General features: G+C 58.9%; 10 protein-coding genes and 5 pseudogenes. 11 read left to right on the top strand and 4 right to left on the bottom strand.

What is annotated here, in order from left to right:
• Positions 1-175 precede the first annotated feature (175 nt).
• The 5 genes and pseudogenes from AAFG07_RS32000 to AAFG07_RS32020 form a co-directional block, all read left to right on the top strand.
• A complete protein-coding gene (locus tag AAFG07_RS32000) occupies positions 176-1,336 on the top strand; it encodes a 4Fe-4S cluster-binding domain-containing protein (RefSeq protein ID WP_342723710.1) in 1,161 nt (386 codons plus the stop codon).
• 145 nt (positions 1,337-1,481) lie between these two features.
• Positions 1,482-1,712 (top strand): annotated as a pseudogene (locus tag AAFG07_RS32005) (transposase domain-containing protein); the annotation flags it as partial.
• A 107-nt stretch (positions 1,713-1,819) separates the two neighbouring features.
• Positions 1,820-2,119: pseudogene (locus AAFG07_RS32010) on the top strand (IS110 family transposase); the annotation flags it as partial.
• Between the two features lie 403 nt (positions 2,120-2,522).
• A pseudogene (locus AAFG07_RS32015) lies at positions 2,523-2,681 on the top strand (transposase); the annotation flags it as partial.
• Between the two features lie 74 nt (positions 2,682-2,755).
• Positions 2,756-3,223, top strand: a pseudogene (locus AAFG07_RS32020) (ATP-binding protein); the annotation flags it as partial.
• A gap of 140 nt (positions 3,224-3,363) precedes the next feature.
• Here AAFG07_RS32020 and AAFG07_RS32025 read toward each other — a convergent pair.
• The 4 genes from AAFG07_RS32025 to AAFG07_RS32040 form a co-directional block, all read right to left on the bottom strand.
• Positions 3,364-5,526, bottom strand: coding sequence for a hypothetical protein (locus AAFG07_RS32025; RefSeq protein WP_342723711.1), 2,163 nt, complete (start codon positions 5,524-5,526; stop codon positions 3,364-3,366).
• A 307-nt stretch (positions 5,527-5,833) separates the two neighbouring features.
• Positions 5,834-6,820, bottom strand: a complete 987-nt coding sequence (locus tag AAFG07_RS32030) for a pectinesterase family protein (RefSeq protein WP_342723712.1) — start codon at positions 6,818-6,820, stop codon at positions 5,834-5,836.
• A gap of 275 nt (positions 6,821-7,095) precedes the next feature.
• A complete protein-coding gene (locus tag AAFG07_RS32035) occupies positions 7,096-8,388 on the bottom strand; it encodes a glycosyl hydrolase family 28 protein (RefSeq protein WP_342723713.1) in 1,293 nt (430 codons plus the stop codon).
• A 213-nt stretch (positions 8,389-8,601) separates the two neighbouring features.
• Positions 8,602-8,805: a hypothetical protein gene (locus tag AAFG07_RS32040; RefSeq protein ID WP_342723714.1), complete on the bottom strand. Its 204-nt coding sequence runs from the start codon at positions 8,803-8,805 to the stop codon at positions 8,602-8,604.
• A gap of 907 nt (positions 8,806-9,712) precedes the next feature.
• Between AAFG07_RS32040 and AAFG07_RS32045 the strand changes: the two are divergent.
• From AAFG07_RS32045 to AAFG07_RS32070, 6 genes and pseudogenes are all read left to right on the top strand, one after another.
• Positions 9,713-10,996, top strand: a pseudogene (locus AAFG07_RS32045) (UDP-glucose/GDP-mannose dehydrogenase family protein).
• A 788-nt stretch (positions 10,997-11,784) separates the two neighbouring features.
• The gene (locus tag AAFG07_RS32050; RefSeq protein WP_342723715.1) at positions 11,785-13,515 is read left to right on the top strand and encodes an outer membrane beta-barrel protein; all 1,731 of its coding nucleotides are present in this window, start codon (positions 11,785-11,787) and stop codon (positions 13,513-13,515) included.
• A 277-nt stretch (positions 13,516-13,792) separates the two neighbouring features.
• Positions 13,793-14,119, top strand: coding sequence for a hypothetical protein (locus tag AAFG07_RS32055; protein WP_342723716.1), 327 nt, complete (start codon positions 13,793-13,795; stop codon positions 14,117-14,119).
• A 227-nt stretch (positions 14,120-14,346) separates the two neighbouring features.
• Positions 14,347-14,469, top strand: a complete 123-nt coding sequence (locus AAFG07_RS32060; protein WP_342723717.1) for a hypothetical protein — start codon at positions 14,347-14,349, stop codon at positions 14,467-14,469.
• A gap of 535 nt (positions 14,470-15,004) precedes the next feature.
• Complete coding sequence (locus AAFG07_RS32065) at positions 15,005-17,242, top strand: tetratricopeptide repeat protein (RefSeq protein ID WP_342723718.1); 2,238 nt, start codon at positions 15,005-15,007, stop codon at positions 17,240-17,242.
• Positions 17,243-17,931: 689 nt separating this feature from the next.
• Complete coding sequence (locus tag AAFG07_RS32070; RefSeq protein WP_342723719.1) at positions 17,932-19,110, top strand: MFS transporter; 1,179 nt, start codon at positions 17,932-17,934, stop codon at positions 19,108-19,110.
• The last annotated feature ends 15 nt before the right edge of the window (positions 19,111-19,125 follow it).

Consider the following 19,125-nt stretch of genomic DNA (forward strand, 5'->3'; position numbering starts at 1 on the left):
CCGTCGAATTCGATTCTGCAACGATTCGGGACTGATAATGTACCAAGTGCCAGTTGATGAACTACGCGCAACGTCCGGGGCGGCTGTCGGAGTAACTCTCAAGGACGCCGCTTACATCCTAGACCAAACGAAACATCGTCCTCTGTCCCCTAGGGAAGTTGGCGAGTTCATTGGGATGATCAACACGCCTGATTTTGAGAGGATTAAGGCGATGGTTCTTGACTGTTCTTCCAAAATTAGAGTGCGGAAATATGGTTGCTCGGTTGTCACGTTGTCCCCCGTGGAGGTTACCAACCGATGTGCATCTAACTGTGATTTTTGCGGATGGCGTGCCGACAACACGCAAATGGGTCGCGTAACTATCGATGAAGAACTCGTCGATATTCAAACTCAATATTTGCTTGAGAAAGGCGTTCAGGATATCGAACTGGTCGGCGGCGATGACATTCGATTTGTCCGCGTTCTTCCAGCTCTTCTGCGGAGGCTGAGATCTCGTCTGCCAACTGGTGTTAGCCACCTGTTGTTTAGCACGATGGCACTTACGGAGCTGCAATATCAGACGCTAGCTGCCTGCGGCGCTGATGGAGTGATAATGTGGCAAGAGACATATGATGAGAGTGTGTATAATCATCATATCTCGCGTGGGCCCAAAGCTTGCGGAATCGACGAAGAGTTCCGCATTGTGAAGAATGGTAATGGCTTCTTGTTCAGACTACAGAGTCAGGATCGAGCAGCCCAAGCAGGCCTAGCTCTTTCGGTGGGATCAATGCTTGGGCTAAACAAAGACGTTGCCTTTGACGTGTTGGCAACCATCCACCACGCGAGGTACCTTTGCACAACATATGCCCCCGTGAGACCCTTGATTATAGGCATGCCCACATGGAACGAAATAACGACCCCGGAGACAGACAAACGCCCCGAGCAAATCTTAGATATAGAGAAATGTTTCTCGTTCTTCGCTTCACTGTATCTCCTGGCCTTGTCGGATCTGAATATATGGGTATTCCCTACCTGTCGTGTTTCGATGACGGCTCATATTGAGGCGGTAAGAGTTGCAGGCGCTTATACGTCCACGGAAGTAAAAACAGGGCCAGGGGGCTATTTGGTTGACGCGTTGCGGAATGCAGACTCCAGAGTACGCCAAACTATAACAGAAAAGCTTCACGGAAAGTTCGGCGAAGAAAGCATTAGTGCAAATGCGCTTCTGAAGCGCCTTGATGAAATTGAGCAGTTCAAACATTATCACTATCCCCACGAAACGTTTGCGCGTGCGCTTGCCGTTGCGGGGATCAAGATTGCAAATCGCGATGGTGCGGGCACGCTGTCTGCGGTTTGACCCGTTTGCGGCGCGATCCATAGATCAATACGTCGGCTGGCCCGATAAGCTGGCGCATGGCGTTGCAGGCCATTGGGTGCCTGTTCTGATCCGGGCTTACTATCCGGTGCAGTGGTGCAGTTCGCCTGCGTTGATCTCGACATACGGGCGTCCTTGTCTGACCAACAATTGTGCTGAGCGCGCATTGAGAGGCATCGCCTTGGGAAGGCGCAACTGGACCTTCGCCGGCAGCCAGCGTGGTGCCGACCGTGCCGCCATCATGCTGACGATGTTCACGACCTGTCGTCTCAACGACGTCGATCCGAAAGCCTGGCTCGCCGACGTCCTCGCCCGCATCGCCGATCTTCCCGCATCTCGTCTGCACGAACTGCTGCCCTGCCCTGCCCTGCCCTGCTGCCCTGCCCTGTTGAGGTGGACGGCTCCCAACGGCATCGCAATGTGCCAGAGTGAGTTCGTTGAAAGCTCAATCGAGGGAGACCGCCCGTGGAACAGATTATCCGAATTGGTATGGACACGTCAAAAAGTGTTTTCCAATTGCATGGCGTGAACGCAGCCGAGCAACCAGCCTTACGCAAGAAGCTTTCGCGTAGGGAGATGGTGAAATTCTTCGAGAAAGCGCCGCCGACTATCATCGCACTGGAGGCCTGTGGTGGCTCTCATCATTGGGCTAGGCTGTTAAGTTCGTTTGGTCATGAGGTGAAATTGATCGCGCCTCATCTGGCGAAGCCTTATGTGAAACGCGGCAAGAACGACACGGCGGATGCGGAAGCGTTGTGTGAGGCGCGGCGAAACATATCGGCGAATAGAGGGGCAACCGAAGGCAGCATAGAAAGATTGGCCGTCACGGGGAGCGCGACAGAATGGCTTCCGTGTTGAGCTAATGCAGTGAACTTGCAAGAGAAGAGCAGATGGTGCGATCGATCGATCCAAGACGCGTGACACTCCGTCATTCCCATTGGCCCTCCGAGGCCGTTGCCCTGTTAGGAACATGCGTTGCGGAAACCATCTTGGCCAGTGGTCATGTGCGACCACACACAAAGGCCGCACAAGAATGGAAGCTCCTGCGCAAAGCCGACAAACCCGCCGATCAGCGGGCCGCCTGACCTTCACGCAACGCCCAGCCATCATAGAGCTCGCCGCTCTCGCGCGCATGTGCCAATCTGGCGGCCTTCGTCGTATGCGTACTGTTAAGCGCCAGAACCTTTCGCTGCGCATGTCGTCGCGCCGCTTCACTCGCTTGACGAACGGTTTTTCAAAGAAGCTGGACAACCACATTGCCTCCGTGGTGCTGTATGTCTGTCACTACAATCTTTGCCGCACTCACGAAGCCCTGCGCACGACGCCTCCTGCTCGAACGCGAAGCGTCGCTGCGACGCGACAAGCGGCTTGATCGCAGCCTGCTGACGATGGCTGGTCGAGGGCCAATGGATCGACGACCACGCCAACCTTTTGATCTGCGGACCCTCCGGCGTTGGCAAGAGGTGGCTCGCCTAGGCGTTCGGCAACAAGGCCTGCCGTGACGATCGCTCCGTGCTCTATCAGTGCGTCCCCTGGCTGTTCACCGATCTCGCTTTGGCGCGCGGCGACGGCCGCCATCCCCGCATCCTGCGTGCGCTCGGCCGTGTCGATCTCCTCATCCTTGACGACTGGGGCCTTGAGCCGCGCGACGCAGCAGCCCGCCACGACCTCCTGGAGATCCTCGAGGATCGCTACGGCCGCCGCTCCACCATCGTCACCAGCCAGCTCCCCGTGGAAACTTGGCACGAACTTATCGGAGACCCCACCTACGCCGACGCCGTCCTCGACCGCCTGGTCCATAACGCCCACCGGATCGATCTGAGCGGCGAGAGCATGCGGCGAAGCCGTAAACCCAGCCAAAAGGCCTGAGCAAGTGGCGCTGTGGACATGCCGCTGCGCTTGGACAACGCAAGCGCGTTGCCTACATGCCCACAGTAAGAGCAGCAGAAAAATCAGCCCTTCGGTGAGCTGCCCCGCTGAACCGTCAGGTTGCCACCCGCGCGAATTCTTTAGCCAAGTTCAGGATAGATGCGAACGCGCCGGCGCCCCTCGCTTTCCACCAACTCGCCCCTGTAAGGCACGCCGCGGATGTCGAAATAGACTGGGCGCCCAGCCTCCGGCATGATGCGCTCGCCCTCCAGGACGCGGACAAGGAAGGGCGGAAGGAACCGTTCGCGGTGCTCCCATCCCCCGCGGATCAGATACCCAAGATCCACTGCATCCCCACGGGGTTGTTGGCCGGCTCCGACTGTCTGCGGCGGATGAGGGAGCTGCCGGGACGGCCCAGCTTCATCTATCTGCCTGCGGCGAGGATGATGGATCAGGCGAACATCCCGGCGCCCTCCTGGTCCGAACGTGGCCGAATAGTGCTCACCGTTGATCGTAAACTGACTTGGCCCGAACTGGTTTGGCAGCAGATTGATGTTGCCCAGTACGACAACCAAGACCTCCGAGGCCGCTTGGGAGCCGTGGCGCCAGTCAGGGTCAACGATGGCCCCAATATCCCGCAGTTCCTGAGGGGCCCCTGACGGTCCAGCGAACGAGGGCGCTCTGCCAAATTCAGGTGCCGGCCCAAATTCAGGTGCCGGCGCAGAGCGCGCATCGTCGCGCAAGTCGTATGGCGTGGGCGAATCCAAATCAACCAGGGAATCGAGACTGCCGTAGATGTTTGACGACCGAGGCCTCACGGACGAAGGTGAGGCGGGTTCTTGCATCTGCTGCCCGAGCCAATCCCAAGCTCCTTGGCTTGCGGTGGCTGGAGTCGCAGGAGGCCCGAGGGGTAGATTGGGCTGCGGGGCCCAGTGGGGCGCTGGCACTTGTGAGGCGGGTCCGTGGATCTGCTCGCCGAGCCAATCCCACGCTCCCGCGCTCAGCGTGGCCGGCGTTGCGGGAATCTCCTGCGGCGAGTGCGCCTGTCGAGCGCCTTCCCCAGCAGGCTGCCCCGCATCCTCAACAGGATGCAATCCGAGCGCCCTATTCACCTCAAGGATTTGCTGGTAGCCTCCAAGTCTGACCAAATCAGCATTGATCTTGCTGTCCTCGGTTTCTTGCCTGTACTCCTCAACGTCTTGGGTCAGCCCGGCGGTGAAAAGCCGGCCAGCCATCGCCGGTTTGTGGTGCGTTTGCAGCCAGTCACTCAGCCTGGACAGGCGGCGAGCCTGCCGATCGATCGTCTCCGGCTCAATCCTGTGTGTCGCCTTTTCGGCCGCGGCCCACATACCGATGAGGGTTGCGTCCGCGCGATGGGGAACCAGGCGGCGGATATCGGCTGACAAGGTGTTTCCGGCGCCGACCTCACGGAGCTTTTTCAAGGCCGCCTTGATGCGCCTGCCGCGGTCCTTTGCATAGGTGTCGACATCCTCATCGAGCTCAGCTTCCAGCTGGTGGTTGTCCACCTCCGGATTTTCCAATTGCGCGTTTTCGAGCTCGCGGCGAATTCGATCCGCAATTGAGGGCCTGCCGTTCTCGCTCAGATGTGCGCTCAAATGGCGCAGATCGGCTGCCGCATTTCTGATGGTGCCTTCGCTGAGGTTGCCCGCCGCCTTGTTTCTAAAATCCTTGATGAGCGCCTCGTCCGCCGCAGGGACCCCGCGCGTTCGGCCGGGCTGCCTGGCGTAATCCACTCGAAAACTCAATGAAGAGACGTCAGGCTGCGCCGTATCGCGCGAGGACTTATCGCTGCTGCTTCCGCCAAAGGCTTTGCCAACTCCCGACTTGATGCGCGACCACAGTCCGCGGCTTTTGCCGCTCTTGGCCTGAACCGCGGGTTCCAAGTCCGGCATCGTGTAGCGCGCGCTGCTGAACAGGTCATCCTGCAAACCGGGCTGCGGCACTTGCGCCGAAGCTATCGGCTGAAAGCGGGGAATGTCTACGCTCCGGCGCGTGCCGCTGAACGTGCTGTCCCTTAGAGCGAAGTGTGACGGCATCCGCATCGAACCGCCGAAATCGCCTCGCCGGTTCCCTCCACCGCCCCCCGCGGCAGCGCAATCCGGGGAGTTTGAGTTTGCAGCGCTCTCATCAGACGAATCGAGCTGCAAATCCTCCATTCGCCGCTCAAAGTTGCCGCGCTGGCCTGTGTTGCCCGCCCGTTGCCCCGTCCGCTCCTGTTCGTGCTGGGCGGCGTACTGCTCCGTCCAAGCTCCTGAATCGAAGAATGGGTCGATTGGATCCATCCTGATCTCCTTGTGATGCTACAGGCCCTGCGCAATCCGCATGGTCTGCTTTAAGACCAAGCGGCAACTGTCAGATTCCCGATTTTGCGGGCGCAAGCTTTCGAAAAGCTGACAAGAACAGGAATTCGCGGTGAGCAACGGCAATCGCATTCACTTCTTCTGAAAGATGCAGCAAAGCCGGCTCACACCCTGCGTGAAGCCGGCTGCCGATGTCCGCTTGAGCGCAACCAGGCGCTCGTCGCTCTCATCCATCTTAGAGCGGCCTAATGGCGTCAAAACCCCTTCTTCTTGAACGTTTCTCCAATCCCTATCTTGATGGTTCGCTGGACAACCAATCTGTGGCACTATCGAAGAATGCTCTTAAGGACCATTTCGCGGCTTCGCGGTCCGACAGTTGATGAGAGTGAGGCTCGCGACCCGCCGAATTGGCGCCGATGCCGGAAGATTTGTATTCGGCAAAGTAGGCCGTTCTCAGCGTATTGGTCTTACCGGGAGTCCATTCGCGCCAGCCTTGCGCGATGATCGGCGCATCCATCTTCGTTGCCAGAAAGATCACTGCGGCATAGGGGCGCCAAGCGCGGCCAAGCGCAAGATAGCGCGCGGCAGGGTCGGCAGTCAGCCTGCAATGATCGAATACATAGGCGCTGTCCTCGTCCGGCGTGCCTTTGCTCTGCGCGGTATAGACGACCGCCTGGTTCGCGATGCCGTGCAACTCACAGTGCCGGAAATAGGCCTTGGCATTGCCAAATATGAAATCGACATGCCCCTCGATGTAGCAGTCCGAGAAGTACTGTCGCGACATTCGGCCGTTCGGCCCCTTACCGGCGAACAGCGTGTCCTGGGCGCCGAGCAGGCGGACACGGGTGATAACGTCCCTGTCTCCGGTAACGGACAGCGCCACGGCCTGCGAAGCTGGATTGGCGGGGTTGCGCGCGTAGTCGTTTTGGATCGTCAGATTGTCGAGCCGGAAGTCATCGCCCGAGGCGTCCAGCGTCGCAGAACGAGCGGTTCCTCCCACATTGATCGCGCCGTCGCCGTACACAATGACCGTTTCATCCGGATTCTTGCCAGTAGCTTTGAGATGAACACCGGATTTGACGCCTTTGACCTTCTCGCGATAGATGCCGGGGGCAATCTCGATATCCCCGCCTTGCGCCGGCAATGCGTCGACGGCTGCCTGCACGGAGTGATAGGCCGTCTCATCAGCATGCGAGACAAAAAGCAGCTGGGCATCAGCTACCGAGATGCAGCAACATCCGGCCAGAACCGCAGCGGACAGTGCGATAATTCGCATTTGATCTCACTCTTCATCCGGCCCGCTGCACGCTCGATGCGATCGATATGACCTGCCGCACCGAAACAGCAAACGAAACTTGTCAACGCAATGACCCTGTCCTGCCGGGGCTGGCGCGCGATTCCCAGAGCGGCCGCGCGTGACGAGGCTGTCGGAACGCTTGGCAAGGAGGTGCAGCGCCATGAAACTACGCAGGCGTAACGTCAGTAAATCAAAACCGCATCAAGGCGGAGCTGACCCGCCTGACGCTTGCACGGAATTGTTGTGGTCACTCATCACCAATCGTGGAAGGCCTTTGCACATCCTTTCCATCCGCCTGACACCTGTTCTCTAGCCCGCCCGGGCAGCGGCGGCGACACGTCAGAATGATTCGCGGTCACGTTTGCATTTTCCAGCTGCCAAGTCGCGGCATCGGCAAATCGAACATTCTCCAGCGTCACGTCAAGGGCATGCATCTCGTCTACACCGCGCATCAGCAGCGCGCCGTTGTCGCCACGCACGTGGCGCAGAGCGATCTGGCGATAGACTGGAATTCTCGTACCTTGTGCGTGTGGATCGTATTTTGCATCGAAGGCGATCGGCCATCGGTTGCCCCGCAGACACACGTTCTCATACGTCACTCGCTCCACGAGGCCACCTCGACTGACATCGCTCTTGATGCGCAGGCCAGACGTCGTGCCGTCCAGGGTCAGGTCGCGAACCAGTATGTCGCTGGCACCGGAGTTCACTTCGCTGCCGATCGACATCCCGTGTCCCCAGCCGAAATAATTATCGATGATGGAGATATGCCGGGTTGAGCCATTGTCGCCGGCTTTGATGGCCACGTTGTCGTCTCCGGTGCGGATAAAGCTGTGGGTGATGGTCACATCCTGGCTGGCGCCGGGGTCGATGCCGTCGGTGTTGCGGGCGTCGGCCGGTGCATCGATCGTGAGGCCCCAGAACGTGGCGCCTTCGACCCGGTTCATCGCCACGTGGAAATTGGGCGCATTGCGCAACGTGATCCCATGGAACGTGATGTCCTGCGCATGGTCGATCTGGATCAAACGCGGGGCGTTCTGGCTGCCGCCCTCACCTTGCGCGCGGCGGGCCAGCTGCCACCAAGTCTCGGTGCTGCCGGCGATGGGCGCGCCACCCCGGCCATCAATGATGCCGTCGCCATAGATGCCGCCGCCGCGTGTTTTGGAAAAGCTGATGAACGGCCGGCAACCGTCGCCTCTGCCAGCGATGCGACCGCACTGTCCGCGGCCCCTGTCATAAAGAAATGGTTCAGGCACGGCGAGCAGCGTGGCACCACGTCCGATCCATAAGGTTACGCCTGATCTCACCTGGAGTGGACCCGACAGGTACTCGCCACGGCCCAGATAGACCGCAGCGCCGGCGGGGCAACGGTCGATGGCGTGTTGCAGCCTGGCTGTATCGTTCTTGCCAGACGGCGCGGGGCGGTCGCAGACCGTATGGGGTGCAACAGGTTCGGCGACAATGCGGCGGTCTTGCGCTTTGGCGGCGGGACAAACAGCCATGGAGGCAATGATGGACAACAAAACCCATTCGCGAAAACGCTTTGTCATCGACCTCCTCGTGCTTTGCCGCGCGCATCCTTGCGGCATGCTTTGTCTGCAACTGAGCGGTCGCCGCTGGGCTCATTGGCCCGCGCAAGATGACATTTATAAGACGCACAGGCGTGGACCTTGTGAGCTCACAGCAGCAGCGTGCCTGTGCGCGAATAAAGCCCCGACGCGGTGCAGGTGCAGGTGGCGGACCGCTGACACCTGCTCAACAGTCTAGGCGAGGCCCTGCGCCACGCGGTCGGCCGCCATCGTCGCAACCTCGCCGTCGCCGTGCAAATCAGGCGTCCGCGCAACGAGCGAAGACCGGCGGTTCCACGCCACCGCGTGGCCTTGCACAGTTGCGGGCGGATCGAAAGGCTGCGCGACGCAAGCGCTGAGATGAAAATTGTCGCCTACGCCGGCAGGGTTGCCCGACATCCAGGATCGCCCAATTGCTCGGCGTCGACAGGCGCACTGTTCAGCGCTGGCTGGCTGCTGGCGGCGAACCGGAGCATTCGCGTCCCGCGGCGCTCGCCACGGACGTGCGCTGGCGTGTGTCACAAAAGACCGCTGAACCAAACTCATGCTGCAGCCGCTGCTCGAGCTCCGCCAGCTCTGCTTTAAATTTGGCCACAACCGATCGAGCAGCAAGGAGCTGGACGTTGAGCTCGTCTCGTCGCCTCAATCCTTCTTCGAGCTCCCAACTGTCCCGCATCAGCTCGTTGGCCTTCTATGAGCTCGGGCCGGTGGCTGGCTGCCAGCTTCAAGAACATCGCTCGGCATCCTCCCGGCGTCAGATCGCTGCGCTAGGGCCCCAGCGTGACGTTTGCCAGATCGATCATGCGGAACCGCCCGCGGCAGGAATGTGGTGCGCCGCTAACGCAGCAACAAGCTTATGGACTCTACCAATTCTAGGAGGAGATTGCCGGGCCCTAGTCGATTAGAAATCCTCAAGTCTGACCTCCATCGGAACTGGGCCAGGTCTACGAGGCTGCGACGGCAGCCCGACCCGCACTTTCTGCTACGTCTCCGACGCGATCACAGGTTATCTCCTCTGCCTTCTACATGGGAGGTACGATTACTTCAACATCAGCATCGATGGGCCCGAGATCTCCGTCCACAACCTTGCCGAGATCTATCAGCACGCTTCGCTGGAGCTTTTCGGACGCCGCGGCGCGGTCGTCTTCGAGAGGAGCTCCGACTCAGAGTATCTTGTCGATAATCCAAGCTGGCGCTGCCCCGTGATCAAGAAGGCGCGGAACATTCTCGGGTACGCTCCCAAAGTCCTCGTAAATGATGGCGTGCGCCACTACCTGTCCCTTCTGCGCGACGAGTTGGGGGCGTGATGCGCGTCACAGTTGTCGGCTCAGGTTATGTGGGCCTCGTCTCCGGAGTGTGCCTGGCGGCGAAGGGACACGACGTGACGTGCGTCGATCTGCGGAAGGATGTCGTTGGTCAGCTCAATGCCGGCGTGCCGCATATCCATGAACGCGGCCTCCCTGAACTGCTCAAGTCAGTACTTGCATCGGCCCGTTTTCGGGCGACCACCGACCTTCACGCCCCGATCGAGACAGCCGAAATCGCCTTGATCGCAGTCGGTACGCCGTCCAAGAACGGCGCGATCGACCTTAGCGCCGTCCGACAGTGCGCTCGCCAGATTGGCGCGTATCTCGCGACGAGCCTTCATCATCTGTCAGTCGTCGTGAAGAACACCGTCATCCCGGGGACAACGGACACGATGGTGCGGGGAGAGCTCGAGCACTCGTCCGGAAGGAAGCTTGGGGCATTCGGCTTGGGTATGAATCCGAAGTTTCTTCGCGAAGGAGAGGCGATCGAGGATTTCATGGAACCCGATCGCATCGTGATCGGTCAGGAGGACCAAAGGACGCTGGAGCGGCTCGAGGAACTCTACGCTCCGTGGAATTGCGACAAAGTGCGGGTGAACACCCGCACGGCCGAAATGATCAAGTACGCCAACAACGCAATTCTGGCTACCCAGATATCCATCGTGAACGAGGTGGCAAATCTTTGCACTGCGATAGGAAGCGTCGACGCCCTCGACGTCATGCGCGGCGTCTATCTCGACAAACGCTAGTGGCCGATCACTCCCTTAGGCCGCCTCGCTCCACAGATCCTGACTTATCTCGTTCCGGGCTGCGGGTTCGGCGGGTCGTGCTTTCCAAAGGACATACAGGCGCTGCGCAGCCAAGGCGAGAGCCTTGGCCTCCCGATGAACATGTTGAATGCAGTTCTCGACGTGAACACCGCTCAGCCGGGCCAGATAGTCTCCACCCTCGAGCAGAAGCTCGGAGCGTTGTCCGGCCGACGAACCCTCGTTCTAGGCCTCTCCTTCAAACCGAATACCGACGACGTCCGCGAAGCCGCCTCGATCAAGATCGTTGGCGATCTTCTGCGGGTCCAAGCGGATGTCAGGTGCTACGATCCACTCGCGACGGAGAACTTCAAGCTCGCCATCGGAGACGCGGCGAACGGTATTCAGTTCTCATCTGACTGGCGCGAGAGGTCGACTGGGCCGAGATCGTCATCATCGCGACTCGGACACAGGAATACAGCGAACTTACCTCGTTGCGAGTCAGCGGCAAGACGGTGTTCGACGCGCGTCGACTAATCAACCCAGCCGACGTGGCCACGGCGGATTACCTTACCTTTGGTCGGCGCCTGAACTAAGGCACGTCGTGAGCCACGAACTTGCCCCCATCGGCGCTTCCTCGGCAGCCTCAAGCGTCGCGGCGGCGATCGCGGCGATCTTGCTCGCGTCTTCTGCACTTAACGTTCGGTGCGCGCCCGCGGCCTACGGGATTCAAACGGATCAACACCTCGGAGTCTGCGGCCGTAACGGTCTCTCGCTCGAGCTCGACGATGCTTCGTTAAACGCACCGATCCACGCGACTCTGTGCGAGGATAAAAGTGGGTTGCATCCTGCTCTGGGCCATTCAATGGCGTGGCTGTAAGGTTTCCGCCACGCTATCGCCGCTATCCCGGAAATCGTCGAAGCCTTTCGTCTAGCGGGCGAAACCGACTCGTCTTCGCCTCGTAGTGCCTAGCGTGGAAGTCTATGACGCCGTTTATAAAACGTTGATTGCGCGGCTCGACTTCACTGACGTCAGCTTCCTTCATGAGCATGGAGGAACTGAAGTTCACCAGCGGTCGTACGACGGGGAAACTGTCGGACGCTTCGATTGTCGAACTTGAGACCACTGTCAGCAAGTGGACGCTACACACTCTTACGAAATGCCTGCAGAAGATGCGAATTCAATTCGGCACGCGGCTTGCTTCGCTCAAGCTTCATCACCGATCGCAGTGCGGTGATCTTCGAGGCGGACCCAGCGCGCGTTGCCGTTAGCGTCTGGTTTGCCGCAACGAATTGCTGTGCGGCGATACTTAAGGAGCCGGTTTGTGGACCGGGAAAGTGCAAGGCAATCTTTGATGCGATCTAGAGTTCTTTTTTGGGGCGCCACAACAATTGCGCTCGTCGCAAGCGATGCAGCCAAGGCAGCGGACCTTGAGCCAGAAGTAAGACTGCCACCGGCGGTGTGGAACTGGTCCGGAGGCTATATTGGCGGGCACGTCGGCGGCGGGTACGGCCGAACCTCCTTCAGCAATCCCTACGGTCCATCAATCTATGGCGACGGCGTCGATACCCCAGTAGCCTTTGCAGGTGGCCAGATCGGCTACAATTGGCAGAACAACAGCTGGGTGTTTGGCGTCGAACTGGATGCCAGCCGTGTTGTCTCCGACGGCACAAACACCTGCCTCGCCGCCTCCGGCTTCATTGTGAGCGCAAACTGCAAGGCTGGCCCCAATTTCTTTGCCGCCGGGACCGGTCGCGTTGGTTATGCGTTTGGCGCGCTCGGCCGCACGCTGGCCTATCTCAAGGCAGGCGTAGCTTGGCAAAACAATCGGGGCGACGTCGTCAGCAACTTTGAAGGCGGTTGGCCACAGGAGAAAACCCATTTCGACTATGGTCAGGTCGGCGGCATCATCGGGCTGGGCGTCGAGCAAGCGCTCACGCCTGCATGGTCGGTCAAAGTCGAGTATGACTATCTGCATTTTGGCGGACCGAGTGTCGCGACCGCCTCGACAACGCAGTTTCCACCGCCTGCAATTCTGCCGGCGAACACAACCAGCCTGTCCAACAACTATCATATCGCAAAGCTCGGTCTGAACTATCATTTTGGCGCCGAGGCGCAGGCCGCGCAATGGTCCGATGCGCCGCTGTACGCAAAGCCACCCGTCAGCGTGCCGCCCATTCCCTACGCGGCCGGTTGGTCATTCGAAGGCGGCTCGCGGCTATGGCTCAGCCGGGGACGGTTCCAATGGGACCACAGCGCGGCGAAGTATGGCCGGCCTCAAAACCCCAGCATGCTCATATCGAGACTCACTTATCACGGACTGGACGGACTTTCCGGGGAGTTATTCGGCCGTCTTGATAGCCCTTGGGGATTGTTCCTGAAGAGCAATATTGGCATCGGCCGCTTCGACAAAGGAAACGAGAACGATGAAGATTGGGGCCTCGAGTATGTCCTCCGGTACGTCAACACGATATCAGGGCAAGCAAACGGAAGGTTCACGTATTACACGGCCGACGTCGGTTACGATTTCTTGCGCGGTACCGACTACAAGATCGGCGGATTTCTAGGCTGGACCTATTACGGCCAGAGCTCGGATTCGATCGGATGCGTGCAGATCGCCAACCCCTTCCATTCATGTCTTGCGCCAGGTGACACCAGGGTCATCGGGAGCGAGGATACTCAATGGAATGCGCCTCGGATCGGCCTGAGTGCAGAAACCATGCTGACCGAGCGTTGGCGCTTGAGCGCTGACGTCGCATACCTGCCTTGGACCGATTTCAAGGGCCGTGACTATCATCTCTTGCGCGACATGAGCACCTTTACTGAACAACGCGGCGATGGTGGCGGCGGAGTCCAGGTTGAAGGCGTGTTGTCCTACTTCATCACCGAAAACATCAGCGTCGGCGTCGGTGGCCGCTATTGGGCCATGTGGACCAAAAGGCAGGGCGACTCCCTGTGCAGCAGCAGCGGCTGCATCGGTCAGCCGCGCATGTTTGCGAAGTACAGCATGGAGCGCTGGGGTACATTCTTTCAGGCCTCCTATAAGTTCAATTGAAAGGGCCCCGCCACAGCCAAGCTCCAGACTCTTCGACGGCATCCTGAAGCCAGCTGGTGACAATCAACGTCGGCGCCAACATTGGCGCCGACACCGCTGTTATGGCGCGGGTCGGCCCGCATGAGTGAAAGCCGGCTCTTGATCAACAGCATGGACAAGGCGAGCGGAACTCCAGTGCTCGGACCAAAGCTCATCCCGATGGCACAGAATGCTGGTCGATCTGTTGACCCAGGACGAAATTCACATCAGCAAGCATTGACCCGCTGCGATTGCGCAGTTGCCGCTGGTTGGACACATCCGCGATAAGCGCGATCAGCGGATCACCCGTCTCGATATCTGGGCGCACCTTGGCCACGAGCGCATGAGCGTTGCTTTGGAAATCAGCCGCAGCCGCAAAACCATTCTGCGCCGTGAGCTGCTGGTGGAGCGGCCATCAACTTTCTCATCAAGCGTGCGAACATCATTGGTTTGCACCGAAGCTGTCCGCGAGAACGCCGAAACGGCATCCGTCGCCCGCAGAAACATCCGCTCCTGCGATCAAGAACGAGAACTCCGCCGCATGTGGCGAACCTCATCGCGTGTTGACGGCAGCGTCAGATCGTAAAGGAACTAGGCATCGGTTGGGCCGGTGGGCCGAGACGCTTCCCAGGGAGCAGATGCTGCTGGGCCTCAAGGACATCCGCCAGGTCGCAGCCTGTATGGAACCCGGCCAGGACGAGACAGCTCCGGAAGGCCAGGCGCGGCGCGCGCGCAAGCGTCGGCAACCGTGGAGCAGCCGGCACGTCTGCCGGGGACCGAGGTTATGGTCGACATCGATGACAAGAGCTGTCCGTGCTGCAGCGCGACCTGCACGGAATCGGCGAGGATCGGAGCGAGCGGTCGGAGCTGGCGCTCAATCCAGCGCTCAAGGTCGTCCGCGACATGGCGACATGGCGCGGCTGGTGCAAGCTCTAACCAGAACGAGCCGACGCCGATTGGGAAGTCCGAGCACGACGACAAGAACGGGCGCGACAATGCGCAGGCCCTGTTGATAATCCGCTTGCGGTTCCCCTTAACAGGGCTTACGGCCCTCAGCTCAGCGACGGGAGCATTCAGTCGCCTGCACCACCGGCATTGCGAGATCGCCGCATTGGAGATTGTATGCAGCGCCACGTCGGTGAGAGTGCCGTATCTCCACAGGCGCAGCGAATTTTTTTAGCCGCTACTGCGAAGAATTTTCGCTCCGGATCATGGCGGCAATTCTCTATCTTCAGCCCTGCATGACTGACCGCGCGTTCGCCGGTTACTCGTGCCTAATGGAAGGAGACCGCGATGAGAAAGAAGATTGCTGAGATCAGGACGACCATCCGCACGACCACTCCGTACAAAGGTACGGTCTAGGCTCGTCGGCGGCACGCCTTGAACAAACCTGCTTTGAGACAGGCACAGCGATGAGCATCGGAGGGGGGTCCTTCGACCACCCTCCTTTGTGATGTCTTCAGGAGATACAATGGTTGATTTGATCCAGCTGCGCATTGCGCCGGCCATCTCGACATCCGTCGATGTCAGCCCAATCACGATCTTGAAGACGGAACCCGGTATGGCGCCGGTGCCGACGATCAAATCAGCACTTAAGAGGTCCGCTCCACTCGTATCAATCGCAGATGGTGACTGGCGCACCGGCGGGTATCTCGCGGGGCTGCAAGATGTCATCGACGCCGAATTGAGATGGGCTACTGACCACAGGCCACAATTGGTCGAAGCGGCACAGCAATCCTTAAAGCGGCTGTTTCCTCTCCTGGTCAGCGACGCCTTTACCGTCCCGAAGGATCTGACCAACACCTCGAGCAAAGAGGAGCGCACACGGTTTTATCATCACGAATATCAAAACAAGCTGCTGGTTGGATTAGCGGAATTTCTGATCGAATGTGCCCGAGAACGCAACGAAAGCCGGGTCGTCGTGATCGATCGGGCTTCCGCCCTGTCCAATTCGACCAAGAATCTGATCAAGCTTCTCGTCAGGCTGCAAGACGGCACGAGCCTGTTTCGATTTGTCCTCATCGATTATGAGCAGCACCTTTATTTTCCCGATGCCAACGAACTGCATTTCGGCAGATATAGTCACGAGGAGATAGCGCCGATCCTCAGTCAGGATCTCGCTCCGGAGAGGCAGCGACAGATCTATGAGGCGAGTGGCGGCAATCCGCTGATCGCGGAGGCATTGAGCAAATGCGAGGCGGCGGGATTGCCGGTCATTTTCTATCTCGACCCAATAGCGATTGTGGACCTCTATTTAGCGAGCCTCACCGGCGGTGAACGGCGCGGCCTCCTTGAATCATATATCGATTCCAATTGCACGACCCCGGATCTGATCGCGCAGCGCAACTACGCGGTTTTCGAGCAGGCGACTGCAGATCATCTGCACGAGCAGTTACATCGCAGCTGCATGGATCGCTATCTCGCCGGCGAGGCACCGCTCGTCATGCTTCATGCGCTCTCTGTCCGGGACAAATGCAAGCGTCTGGAACTGCTCGCAGAGCCGAGTGAGATCCTGCAGAGCATCGGCCTGTATGATCTATGGTTTAGCTATTTCGGCGAGATTTTTGCTGATCCGGCGCTCCGCGCTTATGGATCGGGAGATGCTCCGGTGAACGCGGCATTCATCAGCGCGGCATTTGTGCTGTATTCGCTTGGATGTGGCCGGGTTTCGGTTCCCTATCTCGATGAATTCTACAAGACATTCCCCAAGAGCCAATACACCCCGACCGTTCTCTATGCCCAATCGATGACTTACGGACGCTATCAGCAGCCGGTCAACCTGGCCGTGGCCGAAGAGTACGCTGTACGTAACCTCCAGACCATTGAACGCGATTTCAACGATCACGAGAAGTATCATTACATCAAGGTCTTTGCAGAGAACGCTTATGCTTACATCAAGGCCAAACAGGAAAAGTACGATGAAGCCCTCACCCTTTGCGCAGAAGGGTATGGGAAGATGCTGGAGATCTATGGCGAGAAGCGTTTCAAGCTTCACCAATCGATCCTCATCTACAATACGAGCCAAGTCTATGAACTCGTCCACGATCTGGATCGCGCCGAAAGGCAATTGCGTGAGGCCATCGCTTACGATCCCTATTATGGCGAATATCAGAACGACCTGGGGAATTTGCTTTCAAAAGTACCCGGCCGTGAAGCTGACGCTCTGGAGGCATATGCCCGCGCAGTTGAGCTATGCCCGCCCTATTACGAAGCCCATCTCAACAGGGCAGCGCTGCGCGCCAGGATGGGGGACGCGGCTGGCGCTCTGAGTGATCTCGACAGGGCCCTTACCATCAAGCCGAACGAATGGCGAGCCTATTTCGAGAGGGGCAACATCCTGATGAGACAAAACAAGGCGCACGCCGCTCTGCAATCCTATCTCTCGGCCTCCGAGATCAATTTCAGGAACGCCGATTTGCAAAGCAATCTCGCCCTCGCTTATTCCGAACTTGGCAAGGGTAGCGAGAGCATTACGCACTATCTTCGAGCCCTTGAAATCAATCCGCGGCACGCGCTCACGCACAACAATCTGGCGATCGAGTATTTCAATGAGGGTTGGCTAGATCTGTCGCTTAACCACGCCACGGTTGCCGCAGAGATCGGCGGGGACCCGGACTATGTCTCTACCCGCGAACATATCCAGACGAGGATGCAAGCTGATCTTGATTCTCGGCGCGGGAGAACGGCTACGTCTTCACCGCACCCCTGAGGCAAGTTGCGGGCCGAACGGTGGTGGCTTGTTACTCCCGGTCAGCGATCATGCAATACGGTATGCCAGAGAATGAGACCCGCAACGTCGAATTTCATTGAAGATGTCTGGCTGATTCCGTCTGCGGCGCTGAAGTCCTGCAGTTCCGTTTGCGATCAGACTGACGACATTGGGGTTCGTGCCAGCCTATGCCACGGCTTCTCCGGATCGGTCGCCCGCCAAGCAGATGTTGATATCGGGTGCCTCGAGAAGTCGTTTGCTAGCGAGGACGTCGATTGCCCCCCGAGCAGCGCCGCAATTCCCCCACTGCCGATCGATGTGCGTATCCCGGATGAGCGTTGCTACGATGACGTGATCGACAGCACAATCTGGCGCCAGCTGAGCGGGTCAACAGTCGTAAGCGGCGCATCGGTTGGCAGGCTGGCCGGAGCTGGTGCTGTTCTGCCAGGTAGCACCACAACGATTTCCGCGATCGAACAGGCGAGCTACTTCCGCCCTGATCCCCCTCTTTCCGAACCCCGGCCAGCCGAAGCATCTCAATCTCGTCAGCGGCCTGGAGGGGCCGTGACGCCCGGGGCCTCATCGGACCGATATCGCAGGACATGGCACGACTGCATTGTCTCGCCCGCGCCCCCGACCGCAATCATACTCTTTCAGCTCAATGGCGCTTCCGTTGGGATAGGCTGGCAATGAGCATCCCGACCATACGGCGGCTCGTATACCTGTCGCATCTCATCGTTCAGATCGGTGGTTGGGCGTTCAGAATTGGCATCCTCATTGGCCTGCTTCAATCCAGTATGAGCGCTGCCGGCGTTGGCGTTGCGGTCATTTTTGTCCCTATCATGCTCGGCAGCCTCTTCCTGTCCCCCCTGGTCGACAGAAGCGACCCGCTAAACGCCATGATGATCGTCAATGGCATTCGAATTTGCGCGCTCCTTGCCATGTCTTCGACTACGGAGATTGACTCCGTTTCGTCCTACGCCTCCATCGCCGTGCTGAGTTTGGTTCAGCCCGTCTACTTGTCGGCCGAAGTCTCCTTCTTCCGGCGCATTTTATCAGAAGACAGTATGATCGCGGCGTTACGCAACATTGCCAATATCGACTGGCTCACATACCTATTGGGCGTGTTCGCAGGGACTATGCTGGTCGGTCAACTGCGCCTGTCTGGGGTTCTGGCGCTCAATATATCGGCGGTATTGCTTTCACTGATGGTGCTCTTTGCCATCAAGCAATATTCAATGAAGCTCCGATCTACGCCCGGACCGCCTTCCTCCGGAACGATCTTCGACTTGAAGCCGCTCTATCCCGCCTTCTTTGCGGTCTTTCTTCTTAATCTGGGTGCGGGCATCATCAACGTCTATCCTGCAATCCGTGCCACGACGGGTGGGGAGCTTGATAGAGGCAGTCTTTTGATCATCGTCTTGAGCAATGGCGCTTTCGCGCTCCTGGGAGCGCTGTCGGTTAAGCCTATCTTCGATCGGCTGGGCGCCCTGCCAACAATAGCCGGCGCGGCAGCGCTGCTTGCGGCATGCCTGGTAGCCATGTCACTCGATGCTGGCCTGCCTCTGGTGGTCGCCTCCAGCAGTGCGATGCTGGGGTTGGGTCAGATATTTGCGGCTGCCGCTCACACGCACATGGTTTCGTCAGTTGCGCCGGATCGGGCCGGCCGCCTTTCGGGCCTGTTTCAATGCTGCACTTACAGCGGCGTCGGAGGCAACGGCCTGCTTTTCTCTGTTCTGGGTGATGAGCTCTCTTTCGGGCTGATTGTGCTGATGTGTGCGGGTAGTGCATTTCTCGCTTCTGGCGTCGCCACCTTCGCCGTCGTGCGATCCACACATGTCAAAGTGTTACCTCCGATCGAGCGATAAATCCCAGAACCAATC

It is taken from the genome of Bradyrhizobium sp. B097, from assembly GCF_038957035.1.
Taxonomy (GTDB): domain Bacteria; phylum Pseudomonadota; class Alphaproteobacteria; order Rhizobiales; family Xanthobacteraceae; genus Bradyrhizobium.